This window comes from Micromonospora sp. 15K316, from assembly GCF_004348525.1.
Classification (GTDB): domain Bacteria; phylum Actinomycetota; class Actinomycetes; order Mycobacteriales; family Micromonosporaceae; genus Micromonospora.
Map to the genome: position 1 here is coordinate 1 of NZ_SMKG01000088.1, position 23,362 is coordinate 23,362.

A 23,362-nucleotide genomic window follows, 5' to 3' on the forward strand; every position below is an offset into this window, starting at 1 on the left:
GCACCGGCCGCCCCCTGCCCGCCGGCCCGCCGCCGCAGCCCGAGGACCACCACGGCGACCAGCGGGGCGAGCAGCGCCACCCGCATGAGCTTCACCAGTACGGCGTCGCCCAGAGCGGCGGGGCCCGCGGTCTGCGCGGTGGCGACGACCTGGCCGACGTCGTGCACACTCGCACCGACCCAGCGGCCGAACTGGGCGTCGTCGAGCCCGAGGGGCTGGTGCAGCAGCGGGAGCACGGCGATGGCGAGCGTGCCGCAGAGCGTCACCAGGGCGACCGACGCGGCCGCGTCCTCCTCGTCGCTGCGGGTCGCCGCGCTGACCGCCCCGATCGCCGAGGCGCCGCAGATCGCGTAGCCCGCGGCGATCAGCAGCGGCTGGTCACCGGGGAGCCCGATCCGGCGGCCCAGCCACCAGGTGCCGACGAAGGTGGCGGTCACCACGGCGATCACCATCACCAGGCTGGGCCACCCGAGTTCGCGTACGTCCTGCAGGCTCAGCTTGAGCCCGAGCAGCACGATGCCCAGCCGCATGAGCCGCTTGCCCGCGACGCTCAGCCCTGGCCGGGCCGCCCCGCGCACCCGGTCACGGACGGCGGGCAGGTGCGCGGCGGCGATGCCGAGCACGACGGCGGCGGTCAGCACCGGCACGGCGGGCACCAGCCAGTGCACCGCCCAGGCGGCGGCCGCCCCGAGGAGGGCGGCGAGCAGCCCGGGAAGGATCGATCCGGCGCCCGCACGCTTCGGCGCGTCGGCCCGGTCGGCGCCGGTTCCGTCGCCCGCCGTACCCGTCGGGTCGCTCTCGTGCGTGGTCGTGCTGGTCAGTGCCATGCCGGCAGCCGTGTCCCGTTCACTGCTCGTCGGTCGGCTGCTCGTACACGCGCCGGACGCTGGACCCGAGGCGGGAGATGTCGGCGCCGTAGATGTGCAGGGAGATCGCCGTGCCGTCGCCGCCGTTCCAGACCCGGTGGATGTCGCCGGGAGGCGCGAAGCCGCACACCTCGCCCTGCCGGTTCACCACGTCCTGGGTCGCGACGAGCCGGGCGGCGAGGCCGTCCGAGACGAGCCGGTAGCGCCGCTCGTGCTCCTCGCCCTGGTGCACCCCCGTGACGCACCAGGCGACGTGGTCGTGGATGGAGGTGCGCTGGCCGGGCAGCCAGACGAGGGCGACGATCGAGAAGCCGCCGTCACGCTCCGCATGCAGGACGTGCTGCCGGTAGCGCTCCGGATCACCCGCGCACTGCTCGGGCGTGAGCAGGTCGGAGGCGCCCAGGTGCGGCGCGAGCCGCTCCCCCACCAGGTACGCGGTCAGGTCCGGCGGCAGGCCACGATCGACCACGGCCCGGACCTCCTCGACCAGCCGGGCGAGGCGGGCGGTGGTGGCGACAGGTGTGGCGGTCGGAGTGGTCATGACGTCCATGGTGACTGAGCGTGACCCATCACGTCCAACTACAGTTTCTTGGCCGACCCCAAGGATCGCTTATGCGTCACGCTTCGAGCGGGTCGGCCCGTCGCCCGGCCACCGCCGCCAGCGCCTCCAGCAGCCGGGCCGTCGCGGGGATGCGCAGATGCTCACGCAGGACGTACGCCGACACCTGGCGCCGCGAGGCGGGCGCCAGGGGCCTCCCCCGGACCTTGTCCCGGCGGAGGAAGGAGAGGCTGAGGCCGGGGATCATGGCGACGCCGAGCCCCTGCGCGACGAGTGCCTGGACGGCGAGGTTGTCGTCGGTGGTGAAGACGATGTCGGGCGTGAACCCGAGCTGCGCGCACTCGTGCACGAAGTTCGTCCGGCAGCGCAGGCAGCCGGCGATCCACCGCTCCCCGGCGAGGTCGCCGAGCTGGACGGCGCGGCGGCGGGCCATCGGATGCCCCACCGGCAGCAGGACGGTGAGCTGGTCCTCCAGCAGCGGGATCTCCACCAGCTCCGCCGGCACCTCCTCCCGCAGCCCGGGGTAGGTGAAGGCCAGCGTGACGTCGCTCTCGCCCTGCACCACGCGCCGCAGCGAGTCGGGGGGCTCGTCCTCGATCAGCTCCACCCGGATGCCCGGATGCTCCACCGCGAGCAGCGCCATCGCCTCCGGCACCAGTGTCGCGTTGGCGCTGGGGAACGCGCACACCCGTACCAGTCCGGTGCGCAGCCGCGCGATCGCCGCCATCTGCTCCCGGGCGACCGACATGCTGCCGAGGATGTGCTCGGTGTGGCGGGCCAGCGTCTCCCCCGCCTCGGTGAGCCGCAGCCGCCGCCCCACCCGGGTGAAGAGCGGGGTGCCGACCTCGCGCTCCAGGGCCTTCATCTGCTGGGAGATCGCCGGCTGCGTGTAGCCGAGCGCCTGCGCCGCCGCCGAGTACGACCGCGTCCGGACGACCTCGTGGAAGGTCCGGATGTGGCGCGAGTCGAACACCGTCGAAGCATAGTTCGGCCGCTCGGGGCCCGCCCACGCTCGGTGAGCGGAACCACCGGGCCGGCCGGGGAGTCGCCGCCCCGACCGGCCCGCACGGGGATGGTTACCGCAGCCCGAAGGCGCGTACCACGGTCTGGGTGACGGTGTTGCCGACGGCGTCCCGGGCGGTCACCCGCAGTGACGCGAACCGCGCCGACTTCGGGGCGGAGAGCCGAAGCCGCCAGCCGCCGTGCTCCGCCCGCAGCTTCCTGACCCGCTGCCAGCTCCGGCCGTCGTCGTACGACAGCTCGACCCCGACCGTCCGGATCGCCCCGGCGTGCCACGCCCCGGCGAGGTGGCCGGCCGAGACGGTCAGCTCCTCGGTGCGGCGGGCACGCCCGGCCGGGTCGGTCGCCACCGCGTAGTCGAGCTGGATCAGTGGGAGCTGCCGCACCGCGTCCGGGTCCACGTCGGGGAAGCCGAGGCCCCACTCGGTCACGGTGCTGGTGGAGTACGGCGAGACGGCCTCCTGGGTCGCCTCGGTGACCAGCCGCACCGGCCGCTGCGGGTCCACCACGGCCCCGAGCCCACCGCCGGGCATCGACGCGATCAGCTCCGTGCCCTGGTAGAGGCTGGTCGTCTGGGCGACCTCGGCCCCCCAGGTCATCCCGTGGTGGTGCGGCTCCGCGTCGCCCCAGCTCGGCAGTCCGTGCACGATGAGCGAGTCACCGACCAGCACCGACGGGCTGACCAGCAGCGAGCGCTGCGGCGCCCGCGGCCGGGCCACCGGCGCGAACCAGCTCTGCTCGGTGCGACGCCCCGCCGGGTAGGCGATCGGCTCGGAGGTGAGCACGAGCGGGGCGAGGTTCGCCATCTCCAGCCACTCGTTCCCCGCTTCGGCGGAGAGCCAGTCGGTGCGCTCGCCCTGTGCCGGGAAGGGCACCGGGACCGCGCTCAGCGCGTTGGTGGGCTCGTCCGGTGAGACGTTGTACCGGAGCCAGACACCGGAGCCCGGGTTCGGGTTGCGGAACGACACGTCGACCCGGGCCAGGTCGTTGCCGCGCGGGCGGTAGGTCAGCTCCGCCCGCACCGCGCCGGCGTGCCGGTCGACCAGGTCGTAGAGGTACTCCGGGGTGGCATGCCCCTCGACGGTGAGCCGTCCGTCGCCCCGCCGGATCCGCTTGATCAGCTCTTCGCCCTGGTCACGGCCGAGTGAGGCCACCGGCAACGGGGTCTTCGGGTCCGGCACCGCCGCCCAGGCGTCCAGCCGCCCGTACCCGTCGTTGACGATGATCATGAGCTGGGCCCCGGCGGCGGCTGCCGCGTCGGCCTGCGCCAGCGCGGTGGCCGTGTCGGTGTGCCGGAGCACCACGACCTTTCCGCGCACCCCGGCGCGGGTGACGGCAGCCGGCGTGTCGCCCGGGACGAAGACGGCGTCGAGCCTGTGCCGCCCCTGCGGGCCGATCGCCGAGCCGCTCTGCATCCGCAGGTCGTCGTAGTCGTCCCCGGCACCCGCCACGGTCAGCGGCGGCTGGATCAGGGACCAGCGCACGCCCAGGGTGAAGGCGCCCTGCTCGACCTTCCGGCCCGTCGGGGTGGCCCAGAGGCTGTCGTAGCGGGGGTCGAGGAGGTAGTTGTCGGAGAGCCGGTACCGGTCGGGGTAGGACCGGAAGTAGTGGACCCCGAGCCCGGCGAGGCTGGTCCGCTGCGGAGTGACGGCGGTGACCTGTCGCAGGGTCCGGGCGTCCAACGTGACGGTGCGGGCGTCGTCGCCGACGACGACCTCGGGGGCGAGCAGCATCGCCCGGCCGACGGAGTGCGGCCCGTGCACGCCGGGCACGTCGGCCTGCATGAGGATGCTGTAGGTGCCGGGCCGTACCTGCAGGGCGAGCCGGCCGCTCTCGTCGACCTCGTGCAGCTCCGGCACCACGTCCCGGGTGATGTCCTTGAGCAGGATCTGGCCGGTGAGCCCGGTACCGTCCCGGTCCTTCGTGGTGATGGTCAGCGCGACGCGCTGCCCCTTCTTGTCGAGTCCGACCAGGCTGCGCAGGCGCGGGGTGCCGCCCGGACCGGCACCGACCACTGTGGCGTACCCGTAGCCGTCCTCGTCGGCCAACCGGTCCAGGTTGCCGTGCACGGTGACCGTGCTCGTGCCGTGGGCGGGCACGGTGACCTGATCGGTGGCGAGGGTGAAGAGGCCGGCCGGGGCCGTCGGCGCCTCGACGCTCAGGTCGAGGGTGACCGCGCTGTCACCGGTGTTGGTGTAGGTCACCTTCTGGTCGGTCCGCTGCCCGGGCTCGTACGGCCAGCGCAGCCCGGTGAAGTCGACACCGGTGGCGAAGACGGTCGCCGAGACGGCGGCGGCGACGTCGACCCGACCCGTACCGCCCCGGTAGGCGTCGTACTGCCGGGTCACCTTGCTCGTGCTCATCAGGGCGTCCTTGAGCTGCCGCCCCGTCCACTGCGGATGGACCGCGGCGAGCAACGCGGCGGCGCCGGCCACGTGCGGGGTCGCCATCGAGGTGCCGCTCATGGTCTGGTACGGCCCCTCGCCCTCCGGCGCGTACTGCGAGCGGGCGGCGAGCACGTCGACGCCGGGGGCGGTGATGTCGGGCTTGAGCGCGTTGTCGCCCCGGCGCGGCCCGCGGCTGGAGAAGACGGCGAGCCGGTCGAGGGTGTCCACCGCGCCCACGGTGAGGGCCGCGTCCGCGCTGCCCGGCGCGCCCACGGTCTGCATGTCCGGGCCGGAGTTGCCGGCGGCGACGGTGAAGAGGGCACCGGTCTCGGCGCTGAGCTGGTTGACCGCCCGGCTCAGCAGGTCGGTGCCGTCGCTGGGGTCACCGCCGAGGCTCATGCTGATGACGCGGGCCTTCGCCTCCCGGGCGGCCCACTCCATGCCACCGAGGATCCAGGAGTCCTGCCCCTCGCCGGTGTCGTCGAGGACCTTGCCGACGTGCAGCCGCACGCCCGGGGCGACCCCCCGCTCCGCGCCGCCGGAGGCGGCACCGGTGCCGGCGATCGTCGAGGCGACGTGCGTCCCGTGGCCGTTGCGGTCGGTCACCTCCTTGCCCGGCACGAAGCTGCGGGCCTCGGTGACCTGGCCCACCAGGTCCGGGTGCTCGGCGTCGACCCCGGTGTCGAGGACGGCCACCGGCACGCCGGCGCCGGTGTTGCCACCGGCCCAGACCTGCGGCGCGCCGATCTGCGCCGTGGTGTCGGCCAGCGCGGCGCGCACCTTGCCGTCGAGCCACACCTTCGTCACGCCGCCGGTGAACCGCACCGGTTCGGCGGAGGACTGCTTCGCGGTCGGGGTGCCGGACGGCGTGCCGGTGAGGGTGCTCCAGAACCGGGCCGCCTGGCTGCGGTCGGCTTCGACAGCGGCGCCCTGCACGCTCGGCAGGTCCCGGACGCGGGTCGCGCCGGTCGGCGCGGCCTTGGCCCGGGCGGTGGCGTCCGAGTAGCTGAGAATGAGCGGCAGCCGGGAGCGGCGCGCGTCGTCGTAGCCGTCCTCGATCAGGTCGGTGACGTTGAAGAGCCGCTGGTCCAGCAGCCCGGACGCGACGTACCGGGAGATCGAGTCGGGGTAGACGTAGGTGTCCTCCCCGTACGTGACGACCTGGGCGCCGACCGGCTGACCGGCCGGTCCGCGCACGTCGGTGGCGACGCCGCCGGCGGTGGGGGTGACCGTGACCCGGTCGCCGTTGATCAGGGTGATCGTGTGCGGAACGCCGACGGGGGCCGAGGCGGGAGGCCCGGCCGGCGGTACGGGGACACCGTTACCGGCCGGGGCGGCGAACGCCGGTGTGCCGACGCCCAGCGCGAGGGCGAGCACGGCGGCGAGCGCCGCGTCGCGTCGGCGGATCGGGGGGATGTTCAACGATGCTGCTCCGTTCATCGGGGGCGGAACGTTGCGGAGCATGATCGCAATGGGCCGTCGTGTCAGTCGATCCAGGGGCGCGGGTGGGCCGGTCGCGCGGCGAGCGCGCCCGGTGGCCACAGCGGTGACCCCGTCGCGACGGCGCGGGTCGCGTCAGGGGGTGAGGAGACCGGTCAGCAGGCTGCGCAGCGCGCGCTCGAAGAGGTCCGTGGCCGGCGGCGCGCCGCCCGGCCGGCTGAGCGCGGCGAGCAGATGCGGGTACGACGTGATGTCGAAGCCGGCGAACGTGAGGGCCTCGCCGGCGGTGCGTTTGCGCGCGAACAGGATCGCCACGCCGTTCATCATGCCGATCGCCTCGAACTTGGCGGCGGAGGTCGTCTCCACCGGCGCCATGACCTTCAGGCAGGCGTCGAAGAAAGCCAGCGCCTCCGGGCCGACGGCGGAGGCCCGTTGGCTCAGCTCGAACAGCCACGGGTGGCGCTCGTGCACCGCCCGCTGCGCGCGGGCCATCCGTACCAGGGTGTCCAGCCAGTCGCCGTCCGGCTCGGGGTACGGGCGCAGCTCGGCGGCCACCCGGTCGGCCATGAGGTCGAGCAGGTCGTCCCGGGAGGAGAGGTAGCGGTAAAGCGAGGCGGCGCCGGTCTCCAGCCGGGCGGCGACCGCTCGCATCGAGACCGCCGCCAGCCCGTCGGCGTCCGCGATCGCGATCGCCGCCGTCACGATGTCGTCCCGGCTGTGTGCGGGCGCCGGGCCCCGGCTGCCCCGTGCGGACCGCCGGAAAATCGACTCCCGCTGGGTGTGGCCGGTTCTCGGGGTCGCGTCATTCACCGATCCACTGTAAACTGCAAACGTCGTTCGCAGTTTTAGGAAGGGTGGGCGCTCATGGAACGGGTCATCGCACCGGACGGCGAGAAGATCGTGCTCCACTCCACCGGCACCGGCCCGGACGTGGTGGTCGTACACGGCGGCGGCGTGACCATCGAGCCCTACCGCAGGCTCGCCGCCGCCCTCGCCGAGCACTGCACCGTGCACCTCTACAACCGGCGCGGCCGGGCCGACGCACCCGCCCGCCGCGAGCCCTACACCCTCCAGCAGGAGATCGAGGACCTGGGCGCCGTGCTCACGCACACCGGGGCGGCCGCAGTCGTCGGGCACAGCTCCGGTGGCCTCATCGCGCTGCGGGCCGCGCTCACCCTGCCGATCGCCCGGCTCGCGCTCTACGATCCGGCCGTCTCCGTCGACGGCATCTTCAAGGCCGACTTCCTCCCGGCCGCGCGGGCGGCGCTGCGCGCCGGCAAGACGGCCCGGGCGCTCGCGATCGTCGGCGCGGCGGGCAACCCGCAGTCGCCCGCGTCGCGACTGCCGCTGGCCGTGCAGACCGCCTTCACCCGGCTGCTCCTGCGCCATCCCGTCGGGCGGGAGATGGGCGAACTGCTCGACATGACGCTCTACGAGACCGCCGAGGTCGCGGCGCACGACGGCCCGCCCGAGCAGTACGCGGGCGTCGCCGCCGAGGTGCTCTTCGCCTACGGGCAGGCCGGGCCGCCGCACTACCCGAGGCTCGCCGCGGCCCTGACGCCGGTGCTGCCCCGGATGCGGGTGCTGCCGGTCGCGGGCAGCGGTCACGACGGCATCAACCGGGCACCGGCCCGGCTCGTCGAACCACTCACCGCCTTCCTGACGGCGGCCTGACCGAACCGCGATTCCACCGAGCGGCCGGACCGCCGGTCAGCGGCGACCGTCGAGCCAGGGGCCGAGCAGCGTCGTCGTGAGCCGGTGCAGCTCCTCCCGGAACGTCGCGTCACGGACCTGCCGGGCCGGCTCGGCGACGCGCTGCTCGTCCAGGTACGCGCCGGTGGGCACGTCCGGCCGCAGCGCGGCGGCCACGACGTTCTCGCCGCCGTGCGACGCGGGCTCGCCGTGCACGGCGAACATCGCGTGCAGCAGCGAGGTCGCCACGACCCCGGGGTGCACGCTCACGATCCTCGGCCGGACGTGGGATGCCCGCCGTACCGCGTGGGCGACAAGCGCGAGCTTCGACCGGGCGTACGCGGCGGACGGCTCGTACCGCCGCCGCAGCTGCGGGTCGTCCAGGTCGAACGTGGCGGACAGGTGCGTCGCCGACGCCACGTGCACCACCCGCCCCGTCTCGGGCACGAGGGGCGACAGGCGCTCGGTGAGCAGAGCCGCCGCGAGGTAGTTGACCTGCAACGTCGCCTCGAACCCGTCGGCGCTGAGCCGCCGGCGCGGCGCACCGGGCCGGCCGGCGTTGTTGACCAGTACGTCGACCCGATCGGTGGCGTCCGCGATGTGCGCGGCCAGGGCGACGACGTCGTCGAGGCGATCGAAGTCGGCCTGCGCGTAACGGATCTCCGCCCGGCCGGCGGAGCGGAGCTCGTCGAGCAGCGGCCCCACCCGCGTGGCCGGCTCGGGACCGTGCACGATCAGTCGCCGCACCGACCCGGCGAAGAGCCGCGCCGCCGCCGCGCCGATCCCGCTGGTCGCCCCGGTGAGCACCACAGTCGCGGCGGTCCGGTCGTCCATCGCTGGTCGCTCCCCCTCGGTCTCCGTGCGTCCTGGCCATTCTGGCCGCCGCTGCCGCGGCCCGGACGGCTTTCCCGGCCACCTGCCGACGACCGACCCCGACGCCCGGCGGGTCCCGCACCGCCCCCGACCGACCGTCGACCGCGGCCGAGCGGCGACGATCCGGTGCCGCCCACGCCGGGCCGGGACACCGTCCAACTCGGTTCGCCGGCCCGGAACCGGGTCGCGTACGGTCTGGGCCGAACCTGCGGGGCGAGCGTTCGCGAGGGATGGTGCGGAATGGGCAGGTGGGTCGGGAACGGACCTCGTCGGCACCGAGCGGGTCGGACGACGCCGGTCGGGACCGGCGCCGCGCGATCACGTCGCGGCCCCTGGTTGCTGCTCGGTCTCGTGCTGAGCCTCGCCCCGGTGCTCATGCCCGTGGCGGCGCTGGCCACCCCACCGCACGCCGCGCCGCCGGTCCCGGCCGCGCCCGGGAACGCGCCCGCCGGCCGGGTCGCGCTGACCGCCGCCGGTTCGAGCACGCCCGCGCGAGCCGGCGGAGTCACGGCGACGGCCGGTGCCCCGGCGAGCCCCGCGACCCCCCGCTACTACGTGGTCGGCCCGCCCGTTGACGGCCAGCGCGAGTACCTGTACCAGATCGCGGTGCAGACGCTCGGCGACGGCAACCGGTACCGGGAGATCTTCGACCTCAACCGGGACCGCGAGCAGCCGGACGGCGGCAGGTTGACCGACCCGCTGACGGCGCTGCAACCCGGCTGGATCCTCGAACTGCCGCCCGACGCGAAGGGCTCGGCCGTGCGCGTCGGCCCACTCCCCTCCCCCACCGACGCCGCCGCGAACGGGTCGGCGGCCGAGGAGGACGGTGCGAGCGCCACCCCGTACCTGGTCGGCGCCGCCGGGCTGGTCGTGATGGCGGTGCTGCTCGCCGTCGTGCTGCGGCTGGTGCGCGGCGGCGGACGGCCCCGGCCCGCCGCCCCGCAGACGGCCGAGCCCGAGCCCGAGGTCGAGCCCGAGGTCAAGGTTGAGGCCGAGCCCCAGCCCGACGCCGAGGTCGAGCCTGAGGTCGAGGCCGTCGCGGGCGCCGCGGAACCGGAGAGCGACGGACCGACCGGCGGGACCGAGCCCGACGACACCGCGACCGCCCCGGCCCCGACCGTCGAGGGCGCGACCACGACCGTGGTCGTCGTGCGCCCGGTCTCGCTGCTGACCGCCTCGGGTCGGCTGGCGGTGCAGCTCGAGTCGCTGACGGGCGACCCGGACCGTCTCGACGTACGCCTGCTCGGCACCGCGGGCGACGGCAGCGCGGAGACGCCCTGTGCGTGGATCGGCGACGGGCAGCTTCCCGACGCCACGATGCCTGTCGTCCTCGGCCGGGACGGCGAGCGGCGTCTCTTCGTCGACCTCGCCGCCGCGCCCGACGTCTTCACCGTCACCGGCGCGGCGCCGGCGGCCCGCCGGCAGGCGCTCGCGTTCGCCGCGCAGCTGCACGCCGCGGGTACGGCGGTGTTCGTGGTGGCCGACGCGCTCGGCCCCGACGCTCCCCCGGAGTACCGCCGGTCGGCACGGTTCGCCGACGCGGCCGGGGCCGACGCGACACCGGCCGGACCCGCGGTGATCTTCAGTGGTGGCCTGCGCGGGGCGGAGCTGACCGCGGCGCGCGGCCTGGCCGCCCGTACCGGCCACCGGATGGTGCCCGTGCTCGTCGGCGAGGTGGTGCGGTCGCGCTGGTCGGTACGGGTCACCGGCGCGGCCCGCTGAGACGGTTCGGTCCGACGATCACGGCGCTCCTCGGCGTCACGGACCGGAATTTTGAACCGGCGGGCGGGGCGCAGCGTCGTCGGTGAGGGCGACGTGCGGTTCCACCGCGGGTCACCCGCGACCGGACGGCGAGGCGAAGGAGGCCGGTGGTGACGGCGAAGGTGCGGACCTGGCCCATCCTGCTCGGCAGCGTGGCCCTGGTGGCCGCGCTGCCGCAGGTGGGCGGAGCGGATCGGCGAACGGGCACTGCCGCCCCGGCGCTGGTCTCCGTCGCGGCACCGGCGACGCCCACCCCCGGCACGGACAGCACGGACGCGCGCGGCGGCGCGTACGTCAAGTACTACACCGTGGCGGCGGGTGCCGACGGCGCGGAGAGCCTGGCCGCGATCGCCGGCCGGTTGCTCGGCGCCGCCAACCGGGCCGAGGAGCTCTACCGGCTCAACGTCGGCCGGCGGCAGGCCGACGGTCAGACCCTGACGGACTCCCGCCAGTTGCGTACCGGCTGGACGCTCGTCCTGCCCTGGGACGCGGTCGGGGACGGGGTGCGGATCGGGCCGCTGCCCAGCCCGCCGTCGTCCGGACCGGACCAGGCGCCGCAGGTGCCGCCGGTCCGCACGCCCAAGCCGCCGGCCACGCCCGGCGGAGGTGTCCGGCCGCCGGCGTCGTCCCGGTGCGCCGACTCCGTGCCGTCCCGCCCCGACTCCGGCTGGGCACAGGAGCGGATGGCGCCGGACCAGGCCTGGGGACGTACCCGCGGTGGCGGTGTCCTCGTCGCGGTCGTCGACTCCGGTGTGGACGCCGGCCTCCCGGAGCTGAGCGGGCGGGTCGCCGTCGGCGCGGACATCCCGTCCGGCAGCGGCCGCGGTGACGTCGACTGCCTCGGCTCGGGCACCGCGATGGCGAGCATCATCGGCGCCCGCCCCGCCGACGCCGGAGCGTCGGGCGCGCCGGTCGTCGGGATCGCGCCGGAGGCCACCATCCTGCCGCTGCGGGTGGTGGCCGACGTGCCGCAGTCCAAGCCCGCCGACGCGGCCACCGCCATCGAGGTCGCGGTCTCGGCGGGTGCCCGCGTGGTGGCGCTCGGCGCCTTCGTCGACCTCGCCGACCCGGCGGTGGCGGAGGCGATCGGCCGGGCGGCCGAACACGACGTGGTCGTGGTGGCTCCCGCCTCGACCGGTACCGACGGCTCGCCGTCGCCGGCTGAGGGTTCCGGGCCGGAGGCCCTGCTGCGCGTCGGCGGGGTCGGGCCGGAGGGGCAGCCCGCGGCGAAGTACCAGCCCTCCGCCGCCGATGTGATCGCGCCGGGCATCGACGTGGCGAGCCTCGGCGCCGGCGGCTCGGGGGTACGCGCCAGCAGCGGATCGCAGTACGCGGTCGCGTTCGTGGCCGGCACGGCGACCCTGGTCCGGAGCGCGTTTCCGAACCTGAGCGCCGCGCAGGTCGCACACCGGATCAAGACCACGGCCGACCGGGGCGGACGTCCCGACGCCGACCCGGCGACCGGCTGGGGCATGATCGACCCGAACGCGGCGGTCGTCACGGCTCTCGCCGAGGAGGCTCCGCCCGCCCCCGACGACGGTGGCGGCTCCGGCTCGCTGCGGATTCTCGTCATCGCGCTGCTGGCCGTGGCGGGAATCGCCGCGATCGCGCTGCTGGCCCGGCGTCCCGGCGGGACCGAGACGGCCCCGGACGGCAGCGGCGACGACGCCGGGGACCACCGCGGGGAGCCGAGCGGGCGGGAAGGCGACGCCTCCACGTCCGGCGGCGACCCGGCCGCCCCCGCCGAGGATCCGAAGCCGACCGAGGACGACCCGGGCACCGGGACGGACGCCGCCGGCGCGGCGGCAGCTCCGGCGGCCGCCGCCGGCACCTCCACGACCGGCCCGGCCGGCGCGCGCTAGTGGCACCGCCGGTTCGGTCCCGCGCGGTGGTCGCGGCGCTGCTGCTCACCGGGGTCGTCGGCGCGGTGACGGCGGTGCCGGCGGGACCGGCCGCCGCGACCGGGCAGACCGCCGCGCGGCACGCCACGACCGCCGCCGCGCCACCGCCCGCGTTGCCCCAGGTCACCGAGGGCTGCGTGGGCGAGTCACCGGCGGTGGCCGACAGCGCACCGTGGGCGGTACGCCGGATGCTGCCGTCCGCCGTGTGGCCGCTGACGCGAGGCGGAGGCGTCGTGGTGGCGGTGGTCGACACCGGAGTGAGCGCCAGCGCGACGGCCCTGCGCGGGGCGGTACGGCGCGGCAGCGACGTGGTGGGCTCCGGTGCCGCCGACCGGGACTGCTACGGCCGGGGCACCGCGCTCGCGGGCATCGTGGCGGCCCGCCCCGTCACCGGGAGCGCCTTCGTGGGGGTGGCGCCCGAGGCGACCATCGTGCCGATCCGCATCGTCGACGGGAAGGGCAAGGTTGCCCCGGGCGCGATAGCCGCCGGGATCAGGGCGGCGACCGCCGCGGAGGCCGACGTCATCCTGCTCGGGGTCGGCACCCCGGATCCCGATGCCGAACTTCGCGCCGCCATCCGCGAGGCGGTCGACCGGGACATCGTGCTCGTCGCCTCGGTCTCGGACAAGACGCAACCGGCCGGGACCACGCAGAGGCCCGCCCCCTGGTATCCGGCCGCCCACCCCGACGTCCTCGCCGTCGGCGGGATCGACGCCAAGGGCGTACCGACCGAGAAGTCCCCGGCCGAGGCCGGGGTCGACCTGCTGGCACCCGCCGCCGACGCGGTCAGCGTCGCCCCGCGCGGCGACGGCCACTACACCGTCGCCGGCCCGGCGGTGGCCGCCGCGTACGCGGCCGGGGCCGCCGCGCTGGTCCGCGCCCACTATCCGAAGCTCTCCCAGGCCGACGTCCGGCACCGGCTGGAGCTGACCGCCGAACACCCGCTCGGCACGTGGCCCGCGCCGGGCATCGGGTACGGCACCCTCGACCTGTACCACGCGGTCACCGCGCTGGAGCTGGACCGCACGCCGCTGCCGTCCCAGCCCCAGGTGCTGCGGCCACTGCCGAAGGCCGCGGCGACCGAGCCGACGAAGCTGATCGCCGGTTCCGTGGCCGCCGGCATGGTCGGTCTGGCCGGGCTCGCGTACCTGGCGGCGATGACCGTCAAGTGGGGCCGTCGCCGCCGCTGGCGCCCGTGACCCTCGCTCGGAGACCCGGCCGGGCGGCGCACCGCTGACGCCACCCGCCGGAACCGACGGGTGGCGTCAGGCCGGCGGATCCGAGAAGGCGGGTCGTGCGGGCCGGCTGCTCCGGGGAGGCGTCAGACCGGCTGCTCCGGGGAGGCGTCAGACCGGCTGCTCCGCCTCCGTCGGGCTCCACGCCGTCTGGATCAACCGCGCGCCCCGCCGGGTGCAGAGCAGCGCCCGCCCCGGCGGCAGGTGACGCGGCTTGGTGTTGCCGAGCAGCGGGCCCTCCGTGGGCGGGCAGGAGAGCGCCACGTCCGGGCTGTTGGTCTCCTGCATCCGGCGCATCAGCGGATCCATCGACATCCGCAGGACGTTTGCCGCGCCCCGGGTCAGCACCAGGTGGAACCCGATGTCCGCGCCCTGCGCCAGGTACGGCAGCAGCGGCATCAACGGGCTGTCGTGCCCGGCCAGCAGGTCGTAGTCGTCGACCAGGACGAAGAGCTGCGGCCCGCTCCACCAGTCCCGCCGGCGCAGCTGCTCCGGGGTGACGTCGGCGCCCGGCATGCGCGGTCCCAGCCCGGCCACCGCGTCCGCCACGGTCTCCCGCGTCGAGTCGGTGGAGACGGAGTAGCCCAGCCGGTACTCCTGCGGCACCGCGTCGAACAGCTGCCGGCGGTAGTCGACGATCATGATGCGCGCCTCGGCCGGCGTGTACCGGGCCATCACCGACCGGGCGAGGTGGCGCAGCATGTTCGTCTTGCCGCTCTCGGTGTCGCCCAGCACCGTCAGGTGCGGCACGTCGCCGAAGTCGTGCCAGACCGGCTGCATCCCGGCCTCGTCCAGGCCGATCGCGACGCGCACGTCGCCCTCCGGCACGGGCAGCGAGTCGGCGGGGAGCAGCGCGGGCAGCGTACGCACCGGCGGGGCCGCCGGGCCGTCCCAGAAGTCCCCCACCATCGCGGTCAGGCCCCGGACCGCCTCGGTCAGCGTGGAGGCGTCGGCGAACCCGTCGATGCGGGGCAACGCGGCGAGGAAGTGCAGCTTCTCCGGCGTGAGGCCACGACCGGGCAGCTGCGGCACGGTGGCGGCCAGGCGCAGGTCGATGGTGGAGTCGACCGGGTCACCGAGACGCAGTTCGAGGCGGGTGCCGATCTGGTCGCGCATCGCGTGGTGCACCTCCGACCAGCGCGACGCGGTCAGCACCAGGTGGACACCGAAGTTGAGACCCTGGGCGGCGATCTGCCGCACCGCGCTCTCCAGCGTCTCGAACTCCTGGCGCAGGGTGAACCAGCCGTCGACGACGAGGAACACGTCGCCGTGCGGGTCGTCGGTGACCTGGCCCTCCGCGCGGAGTTTCCGGTAGGTCCCCATGCCGTCGACGCCGAGCTCGCCGAAGCGGCGCTCCCGGTCCACGATGAGGCCGGTCACCTCGGCGACGGTGCGGCTCACCCGGTCGGTGTCGAGACGCCCCGCGACGCTGCCGACGTGCGGCAGCTCGGCCAGCGCGCCCAGCCCGCCGCCGCCGAAGTCGAGGCAGTAGAACTGCACCTCGCGCGGGCTGTGGGTCAGGGCGATGCTGCTGATCAGCGTACGGAGCAGGGTGCTCTTGCCGCTGCGCGGCCCACCGGCGATGCCGACGTGCCCGCCGATGCCGGAGAGGTCGACGAGGAGCAGGTCCCGTACCTGTTCGAACGGCTTGTCGACGAAGCCCACCGGCGCGACGAGCATGCCGTTGCCCGGCCAGTCGACGGCGGTGAGCCCGCGCTCGGGGTCGGGCGCGAGCGTCGGCAGCAGCTGGTCCAGCGTCGGCGAGGCGTCCAGCGGCGGCAGCCACACCTGGTGCGCGGGAGGCCCCTGGTCGACCAGCTGCTCCACCACGACGCTGAGCACGCTGCGTTCGGCGGTGGTCTCGTCGCCGTCGGCCGCCTCCTCGACGGCCTCCTCGATCTGCGCCGGCTCCGGCTCGCGGAACGGCACGTGGTCCAGCGAGTAGGGCACCACCTGCTGCTGCACGATCTCCTGCCGCACCCGGGCGCTCGTGGTCCGGTACGGCCCCGACACGTACCCCGCCTTGAACCGGATCAGGGTCGACACGTCGGTACGCAGGTACCCGTTGCCGGGAGCCGGCGGCAGCTCGTAGGCGTCCGGCACCCCGATGACCGAACGCGACTCCATCGCGGAGAAGGTCCGCAACCCGATCCGGTACGACAGGTGGGACTCCAGTTGGGCGATCCGCCCGTCGTCGACGCGCTGGCTGGCGAGGAGCAGGTGCACGGCGAGCGACCGACCGAGCCGCCCGATCATCACGAACAGGTCGATGAAGTCGCGGTGGGTGGCGAGCAGCTCGCTGAACTCGTCCACCACGACGAAGAGGGTGGGCAGCGGGTCCAGCGGAGCGCCCTGGGCACGGGCCCGTTCGTACTCCAGCACCGAGCTGAACCCGCCGGCCTGCCGCAGCAGCTCCTGCCGGCGGACCATCTCGCCGTGCAGCGCATCCTGCATCCGGCCGACCAGCGCCGCCTCGTCGGCCAGGTTCGTGATCACCGCGGAGGTGTGCGGCAACCGGTCGAGACCGAGGAACGTGGCGCCGCCCTTGAAGTCGACGAGGACGAAGTTCAGGGTCTCCGAGGAGTGCGTGGTGGCCAGCGCGAGCACCAGGGTGCGTAGCAGCTCGCTCTTGCCGGAGCCGGTGGCGCCGATGAGCATGCCGTGCGGCCCCATGCCGCCGAGCGCGGACTCCTTCAGGTCGAGCGCGACCGGTTGACCGGTGGCGTCGATGCCGATCGGCACCCGCAGCCGCTCCCCGATGGTGCGGGCGCCCCACAGCCGGGTGAGGTCCAACTGCCGCAGGTCGGCGATCTGCAGCATCGCGCCGAGGTCGAAGTCGGTCTTCAGCGTGTCCGCCGGGGTCTCGGTGACCACACCGAGGCGGTACGGGGACAGCGTCCGGGCCACCACGGCGGCCTGGGCGGCGCCGAGCCGGTCGGGGGTGGCCAGCCGGGTGCGCACCTCGCTGCCGACCCGGTCCTGCCGGACCATGCGCAGGTCGTCGCCGTCGACCTCCAGGCAGAGCGCGCCCTTGCCGGCGGCCGGGGTGGCGTCGTCGAGGTCGATCAGGACGGCGTTGCGGTAACCGGCGGTCGCCATCCGACTGCCGTTGCCCAGTCGTCCACCGTCGCGGATCACCACGACGTACGGCTCGTCCCGGCTCGGCGCCGCACCCGACTCGTACCGGGGCCGGGCGGTGAAGGTCTCGCCGAGCCGCTGCTCCACCTCCTCCACCGTGCTGCCGACCAGCCGCACGGCGCCGGCCGCGTCCTGCTCGGTCGGGTGTTGCAGGTGCGGCAGCCACTTCGTCCACTCCCACTCGGCGACCGTGTCGTCGGCGACGCAGAGCGCGAGCCGGACCTCCTCGGGGGCGTGGAAACTCACCAGCTGTGCCAGCAGCGCCCGGACCACAGCCCGGGTCTGCTCCTTCTCCCCCGCCATCCGGATCTGCGCGAAACCGCGCAGGAACAACGCGATCGGCTGGTCCTCGATGGTGGTGTAGGCGCGGATGAACCGGCGCAGCGACTTGGCCGCCAGCGGCTCCAGGTCCTCGATGGGCTTGGTCTGCAACGGCGTGATCCGCACCGCCAGGCGCTGCTCGCCGGTGCCCACCCGGATCTCCAGGAAGTCCGGGTGGGTGGGGCGCCGCTCCCACCGGCGGGACGTCATCGCCAGCGACCAGAGGGCGCGCGGGTCCGGGTGCTGCCAGTCGCTCGCCTCGCGCTGGCGCAGCACGTGCTGGCGTACCCGTTTACGGTTCTGCGCCAGGTAGCGCAGGTAGTCACGGCGGTCACCGCCGAGCCGGGACTTGCGTTCCATGCCGCCGACGGCGATCTGCCCCACCACCAGGCCACCGAGCGCGACGGCCATCAGCGCCAGGATGATCCAGGTGAACGCGCCGCCGCTGCGGCTGATGAAGAGCAGCACCATGACGCCGGACATCAGCGCCATCGGCAGCATCAGGAACGCCTGCCGCAGCCCGTTGCGTTGCGGCTCGGGCAGGGCCGGTGGCTCCTGGAGACTGATCTCACCGGAGGGCATCTCCGGGCCGTTGCGGCGTGCGGGGCGTCGGAACAGCACCGTACTCAAGGGGCAGCCTTCCACGTCACGGGCGTCGCCCGCCTCCTGCGCTCACGTCGGGCCCGCGTGCGTCGCCGCCCGACACCTCTACGACGGAGCCGGGGCCGGTTCGGGTCAACGCGGTCGCCCACCAGTTCGCGGGAAAAGTTTGAACCGGCGGGGTTCGCGGACCGTCGTGAGGGCATGAGCGTCACCGCCCCCGCGGAGATGTGCCGCCTCGTGGTGTCCGGTCCCGGGCGGCAGATCGAGGTGGCCGTACCGGCGAACGTGCTGGTCGCCGACCTGCTTCCGGCACTGCTCCATCACCTCGGTGACAACCTGGCCGACGCCGGCCTGGCGCACCGCGGCTGGGTGCTGCAACGTCTGGGCGGCCCGCCCCTGGACGAGGAGAGCACCGTCGCGCTGCTCGGTCTGCAGGACGGGGAGACGGTCTACCTGCGTCCCCGCGCCGACCAGTTGCCGCCCGTCGACTTCGACGACCTGGCCGACGGGCTCGCCACCGGCGTGCGGACCCGGTCGGGGCTGTGGCGCCCCGAGATGATCCGGTGGACGGCGCTCGGCACGTTCGTCCTCGTCGCCGGCCTCGGCGCGGTCACGCTGGCGCTGCCCGGTCCGCCGTTGGCCCGGGCGCTCTGCGCCACCGCCGTCGCGGTGCTCGCGCTGGCCGGCGCGTTCGGGCTGACCCGGGCCGGCGCCGACCGGCCGTTCGGCATCGCCTCGGCGGTGACCGCGATCGTCTTCGCCACGCTGGCCGGGATGATCGCCCCGGATCTCACCAGGGCGAGCGCCCCGCTGGTCGTGGCGGGCCCCGAGGTCTTCACCGCCTCGGTCTGCGCGCTGGTGGTGGCGCCGCTGGCGGCGGTCCTGGTCGGCTGGGCCGGGCCGTTCTTCGCCGCCGTCGTCGCCTGCGCGCTCTTCGCCGCCGTCGGCTCCGCGCTCTCCACCTTCGTCGGGCTCGACGCGGGCCAGTCCGCGGCGGTGGTCGCGGTGGCCGCCACCGTGGCGACGGTACGCATCCCGCTGCTCGCCTTCCGCCTCGCCCGCATCCGCCTGGCGCCGCTGCCCACCGAGCCGGAGCACCTCCAGGAGGACATCGACCCGGAGCCGAGCGAGCAGCTCCTGGCGCGCACGGCCGTGGCCGACCGGTACATGACGGGGTTGTACGCCGGAGCGGCGGCCGTCGTCGGTGGATGCCTCCTCCTCGTCGCCGTCGCGGGCGGTTGGGCCGCCTGGACCCTGCTCGGGCTGGTCGCCCTGGTCCGGCTGCTGGCGCTGCGCGCGATGACCAGCGCCTGGCACCGGCTCGCGCACGCCCTGCCGGCGGTGGCGGGGGTCGGGGCGCTGACGGTGATCAGTCTGGCCCAGGCGCCGTCGCTGTTCCGGCTGCTCGTGCCGGTGACGCTGCTGCCGCTGGCCGGCGCGCTGCTCTTCCTGCTGGGGCGGTTCCTGCCCGACCGCCGGCTCATGCCCTACTGGGCCCGGATCGGCGACGTCGTCCAGCTCACCGCGACGGTCGCCATGCTGCCGGTGCTGCTCGCCGTGCTCGGGGCGTACGCGGCCGCCCGGGCGTTGGCGGGCTGAGCCGTGCAGTCCCGCCGTGACCAGGTGCAGGCCCAGACGTACGTGCTGGGTCGGCTGACCGGTGCGCTGGTCGCCGCCGAGCCGGACGGCCTGGAGAACCCGAACCGGCGCATGGTGGTCGGCACGGTCTCCGGGGTGCTCGTGGCCGCGGTGGTCTTCGTCGGCTTCGTGATCTTCGGATTCTTCTTTCCCGGCGGGGCCACCAAGTGGCGGCAGCCGGGCGTGCTGGTGGTGGAGAAGGAGACCGGCAGCCGCTACGTCTACGACGAGGGCCTGCTGCATCCGGTCCTCAACTACACCTCGGCGCGGCTGCTCTTCGGCGCCGAGCCGAAGGTCGTCACGGTCTCCCGGAAGTCGTTGCGGGACGTGGCGCACGGCCAGCCGCTCGGCATCCCGGGCGCGCCCGACGCCCTGCCGACGGCGACCACCGTGGACCGCCAGGTCTGGACGGTCTGCGCGCTCGCCATGCCGGACGACGCGGGCACGACCTTCACGGCGACGACGGTACGCATCGAGCAGCCGGCCGGGGGCACGCGCCGGGACCGGCCCCTCGGTCGGGACCAGGCGATCCTGGTCACCTCGGAGGACCAGAGCTTCCTCGTCTGGCAGGGCCGGCGGCTGCGGCTGACCGAGCCGTGGCTGGCCCGGGTGCTCGGCTACGACCGCGACGCGCTCCCGGTGGAGGCGGGCTGGCTGGAGTCCGTGCCGGTCGGGGCCGACATCGCGCCGCCCGAGGTGCCCGGACGGGGCGGCCCGGGACCGACGGTGGACGGTCGACGGGGCGTCGTCGGTGAGCTCTTCACGGCCCGTACGCCGGACGGCGCGGAGCGGCGCTACCTGCTCCAGCAGGACGGCCTGGCCGAGCTGAGCCCGATGGCGTACGCCATCGTCGCCGCCGACCCGGCGACCGCGCGGGTGTACGCCGGGCGGCCGGTGCAGCCGCGGGAGCTGAGCCCCGCCGCCCTGGTCGCGCTGCCGGTCGCCCCGCAGCCGGCCTGGGTGGCGGCGCTGCCGGCGACCCCGCCCCGCCTCGCGAAGACGCCGGAGCGGGGCACGTGGTGCGTACGGCACTCTATGGCGGACGGCGCGGTGGAGGTGACCGCCGACCTGCCCGCCCCCTCCACCACCACCCTCTCCGAGGGCGTGGGCGTCACCCGCACCTCGGCGAGCGCGGAGGCGGTCGCGGTGCAGCCCGGGGTCGGTGGCCTCGTGCTGGCGGGCCGGGCCGACCAGGCCGCAGGGTCGGGCTTCTACCTGGTCACCGATGCCGGGATCAAGTATCCGGTGGGTTCGAGCGCGGTGGCGAGCCAGCTCGGCTTCCCGCCGGCGACGGCCCGCCCGGTGCCCCGGCAACTCCTGGAGATGCTGCCCACCGGACCCGTGCTGGAGTCCGCCGTGGGCGGGGGGTGATCGCCGTCCAGCACCGCCGGTGTGTGGCCGGCACCCGATCACCCGACGGTCGCCCCGCGACCGGGGAGCGCAAGACGCAAGTGCGGTGACGGCTCCGTACGGAGTCGTCACCGGAGACAGCAGACGAGAGAGGAGCAGGGCCGTGGCTAGTTGGACTCAGCAGCGATCCGACGACGAGACCAGAACCGGCGTCATCTACGCCTTCCAGCGGATGGTGGACGAGCTGGAGCAGGCGGAGCGGACGGTGATCAGCAGTTCCTCGGAGCTCGGCGCCCGCTGGCTGGGCGAGGCGTCGATGCGCTACCAGCAGGGGCTCCAGGAGATCTCGCAGGGGATCGTGCAGATCCGTTCCGGGCTCGGCGACATCAGCGGCTCCATGCAGCGGTTCGCGGCGATCACGGACTCCACCGAGGACGACAACATCGCGGCGGCGGCCAGCATCTCGCTGCAGACGGAGACCTTCACCCCCAAGGCGAGCTGGACCAACTGAGCTTTCCCGTACGACACGTCAGGCAGGAAGGAAACGAGCAATGGCCACTTACACCGTCGACCTCTCCGACGTCGACGCCGCGGCGAGCCAGCTGGAGAGCGTCGCGCAGCGGCTGCGGCAGTCCCTCGACGAGCTGAAGTCCCAGGTTCAGGTCTTCCTCAGCGAGAACGCCGGTCAGACGATCGACAACTACGACGCCGTCCAGAAGAAGTGGGACGACGGCATGCGGATGGTGGAGAGCGGCACCGCGAAGGCCGTCGCCGAGCTGCGCAAGATCGGCGACAACTACCACGCCGGTGACCAGCAGGGCGCGACGCTCTTCGTCGCCTGACCCGGGGTTCACCCCCGGCACAGGCTGAGCCGGTCGGGCGGCGCGGATGCTTCCGCGCCGCCCGACCGGGACCTGTCCAGAGCGAGAGATCAAAGGGAAGGGATCCGGCGGTGCCGAAAGAAATCAAGATCGACGAGGCGTACCTGCGCGGCGTGGTCCAGAAGCTGAAGGGGATCAGAAACCAGGTCACCACGGTCCGGGCCGGGGCGAATCCCAACGACATGGCCCACCCGCACGGCGGACACCTCAACAGCCTCGTGGTCCGCGCCGGCACGGACAACTTCACCGCCGGCAAGGACCTGCGCGAGCGGGTCAGGGCCGTGGGCGGCCTGGTCGACCAGCGGCTCGCCGCGTACGACCAGAAGCTGTCGAGCTACGGCCAGAACCTCGAGCGCATCATCGCGTCGAGCGACGACATCGAGAACGCGAACACCTCGTACGCGGCCTCGACCGGGCTCGGCAACAACGGCCCGAACGGCCCGGCCAACACCGGCAACAGCACCTGATCGGCCGCCCCACCGAACTCTCCCCTGGCCGTCTCCTCCGCGGTGAACGAAGGTCCCGATGACTCAGCCAAATCCGTTGCCCAACAGCCTGCCGGCCTGGGAACAGGGCATGCGGGAGGTGCTCGGCGCGTCCGAGATGGACTCCCGGCAGTTCACCGAGCCGACCTGGATCAGCCTGTCGAACTCCGGTTTCTACGTGAACTCGAAGGCGAAGCCGTGGGAGGACCCGATGGGTACGCCGGCGAACAACGAGTTCACCCTCTACCGCCGGACGGCGCAGGAGTTCTATTTCGACGGCAACGGGCACATCGGCAAGTCCCACGCGGCGTACTACATCATCAAGGGGAAGGTGAACTGGTACGAGAAGTCGGGCGACTACGCGCCCGACGACCACTGGAACCAGTTCCACAAGAGCTCCGACGACGCGCTGTCCCGTCCGCCGTTGCCGCCGCCGCTCGACCCGGCGACCCTGCACGAGTCGGCGGAGAGCTTCTACAACCTCGCGATGTGGCTCGATGATGCGTCCCAGCAGCTGAAGACGGAGGTCGACAACCTCGGGGACGGATTCAGGGGCGCGGCCGCGGAGGGGCTTCGGGAGTCGCTCACGAACCTCCGGGACGAAATGGTGCTGCTTCGGGAGGACCTCCGCACCGCCGACGACTGGGTCGCGATGCTGCACCGCAACGGCGATGCGGTGCAGACCTTCCTCACGGAGATCGGGAAGGCGTGGGAGGCCTTCGAGCAGCACCCGGGGCGGAGCCCGCGGGCGATGGTCGAAGCGGCGATGCGCGACATCGAGCGGGCCGTCGACCAGCTGGGCAGGGAGACCGACGACTGGAACGGCCGTGCCTGGGACGAGCACAAGCTCGTGGTCTGGGACGACCTCACGACCTGGCCCATCAGCATCGACATCGGCAACGGCGCGAAGACGTACGACTTCATCGACGCCAACAAGGCGCTCTCCGATCTCAACAACAACATGAAGGCCTTCTTCGCCGAGGCGGCGAAGGTGCTGAACGACGCGATGGCGACGCAGTACCGCAACCTGCACGACAGCTTCGAGACGACCTACCGGAACCTGGTCGACCCCCGGACGTACACGCCCCCGCCGCCATCGAAAGACGACCTGAACGGCGGAGGCGACGACGGCGGGATCAACCTCGACGACATCTTCGGCAAGGGTGGCGGCGGGGGCGGCGGGCTCGACATCGACGACATCCTCAACAAGGG

17 protein-coding genes are annotated in these 23,362 nt (G+C 74.2%); 10 read left to right on the forward strand and 7 right to left on the reverse strand.

Annotation, left to right across the window (positions count from 1 at the left end; genetic code table 11):
* From E1211_RS18000 to E1211_RS18020, 5 genes are all read right to left on the reverse strand, one after another.
* The coding region (locus tag E1211_RS18000; protein ID WP_132350161.1) for a YeiH family protein at positions 1 to 827 on the reverse strand (827 nt) is incomplete at its 3' end.
* 19 nt (positions 828 to 846) lie between these two features.
* Entirely contained in the window at positions 847 to 1,407 is a 561-nt protein-coding gene (locus tag E1211_RS18005; RefSeq protein ID WP_132350162.1) for a cysteine dioxygenase family protein, read from the reverse strand.
* 76 nt (positions 1,408 to 1,483) lie between these two features.
* Complete coding sequence (locus E1211_RS18010; RefSeq protein ID WP_132350163.1) at positions 1,484 to 2,398, reverse strand: LysR family transcriptional regulator; 915 nt, start codon at positions 2,396 to 2,398, stop codon at positions 1,484 to 1,486.
* Between the two features lie 103 nt (positions 2,399 to 2,501).
* Positions 2,502 to 6,254 carry a S8 family serine peptidase gene (locus E1211_RS18015; RefSeq protein WP_243709578.1) on the reverse strand — a complete coding sequence of 1,251 codons (3,753 nt, stop codon included), beginning with the start codon at positions 6,252 to 6,254 and terminating at the stop codon, positions 2,502 to 2,504.
* Between the two features lie 153 nt (positions 6,255 to 6,407).
* On the reverse strand, positions 6,408 to 7,082 hold the full coding sequence (locus tag E1211_RS18020) for a TetR/AcrR family transcriptional regulator (protein WP_207915410.1): 675 nt from the start codon (positions 7,080 to 7,082) through the stop codon (positions 6,408 to 6,410).
* 54 nt (positions 7,083 to 7,136) lie between these two features.
* On the opposite strand from E1211_RS18020, the gene E1211_RS18025 reads away from it, so the two are divergent.
* Positions 7,137 to 7,946 carry an alpha/beta fold hydrolase gene (locus E1211_RS18025; protein ID WP_132350165.1) on the forward strand — a complete coding sequence of 270 codons (810 nt, stop codon included), beginning with the start codon at positions 7,137 to 7,139 and terminating at the stop codon, positions 7,944 to 7,946.
* 36 nt (positions 7,947 to 7,982) lie between these two features.
* Here the strand turns inward: E1211_RS18025 and E1211_RS18030 are convergent, their stop codons facing one another.
* A complete protein-coding gene (locus E1211_RS18030; protein WP_132350166.1) occupies positions 7,983 to 8,798 on the reverse strand; it encodes an SDR family NAD(P)-dependent oxidoreductase in 816 nt (271 codons plus the stop codon).
* A 408-nt stretch (positions 8,799 to 9,206) separates the two neighbouring features.
* Here E1211_RS18030 and E1211_RS18035 point away from each other — a divergent pair, with 408 nt between their 5' ends.
* The 3 genes from E1211_RS18035 to E1211_RS18045 all read left to right on the forward strand — a co-directional run bounded on the left by E1211_RS18035 (position 9,207) and on the right by E1211_RS18045 (position 13,698).
* Positions 9,207 to 10,559 (forward strand): hypothetical protein, encoded by a 1,353-nt coding sequence (locus tag E1211_RS18035; RefSeq protein WP_132350167.1) that lies wholly within the window; start codon positions 9,207 to 9,209, stop codon positions 10,557 to 10,559.
* Between the two features lie 149 nt (positions 10,560 to 10,708).
* Positions 10,709 to 12,460, forward strand: a complete 1,752-nt coding sequence (locus E1211_RS18040; protein WP_132350168.1) for a S8 family serine peptidase — start codon at positions 10,709 to 10,711, stop codon at positions 12,458 to 12,460.
* Positions 12,460 to 13,698 carry a S8 family serine peptidase gene (locus tag E1211_RS18045; protein WP_132350169.1) on the forward strand — a complete coding sequence of 413 codons (1,239 nt, stop codon included), beginning with the start codon at positions 12,460 to 12,462 and terminating at the stop codon, positions 13,696 to 13,698. Before E1211_RS18040 ends, E1211_RS18045 begins: the two co-directional genes overlap by 1 nt.
* Before the next feature lie 147 nt (positions 13,699 to 13,845).
* On the opposite strand, the gene eccCa is transcribed toward E1211_RS18045, so the two are convergent.
* Positions 13,846 to 17,775 carry a type VII secretion protein EccCa gene (eccCa, locus tag E1211_RS18050; RefSeq protein WP_207915411.1) on the reverse strand — a complete coding sequence of 1,310 codons (3,930 nt, stop codon included), beginning with the start codon at positions 17,773 to 17,775 and terminating at the stop codon, positions 13,846 to 13,848.
* A gap of 222 nt (positions 17,776 to 17,997) precedes the next feature.
* On the opposite strand from eccCa, the gene eccD reads away from it, so the two are divergent.
* The 6 genes from eccD to E1211_RS18080 form a co-directional block, all read left to right on the forward strand.
* Positions 17,998 to 19,395, forward strand: a complete 1,398-nt coding sequence (gene eccD / locus E1211_RS18055; RefSeq protein WP_132350171.1) for a type VII secretion integral membrane protein EccD — start codon at positions 17,998 to 18,000, stop codon at positions 19,393 to 19,395.
* 3 nt (positions 19,396 to 19,398) lie between these two features.
* Positions 19,399 to 20,805, forward strand: a complete 1,407-nt coding sequence (gene eccB / locus E1211_RS18060; RefSeq protein ID WP_132350172.1) for a type VII secretion protein EccB — start codon at positions 19,399 to 19,401, stop codon at positions 20,803 to 20,805.
* Positions 20,806 to 20,947: 142 nt separating this feature from the next.
* On the forward strand, positions 20,948 to 21,295 hold the full coding sequence (locus E1211_RS18065) for a WXG100 family type VII secretion target (protein ID WP_120674707.1): 348 nt from the start codon (positions 20,948 to 20,950) through the stop codon (positions 21,293 to 21,295).
* A 40-nt stretch (positions 21,296 to 21,335) separates the two neighbouring features.
* Entirely contained in the window at positions 21,336 to 21,626 is a 291-nt protein-coding gene (locus tag E1211_RS18070) for a WXG100 family type VII secretion target (protein WP_132350173.1), read from the forward strand.
* A 110-nt stretch (positions 21,627 to 21,736) separates the two neighbouring features.
* Entirely contained in the window at positions 21,737 to 22,132 is a 396-nt protein-coding gene (locus tag E1211_RS18075) for a hypothetical protein (protein ID WP_132350174.1), read from the forward strand.
* Positions 22,133 to 22,190: 58 nt separating this feature from the next.
* The coding region (locus E1211_RS18080) for a WXG100 family type VII secretion target (protein ID WP_132350175.1) at positions 22,191 to 23,362 on the forward strand (1,172 nt) is incomplete at its 3' end.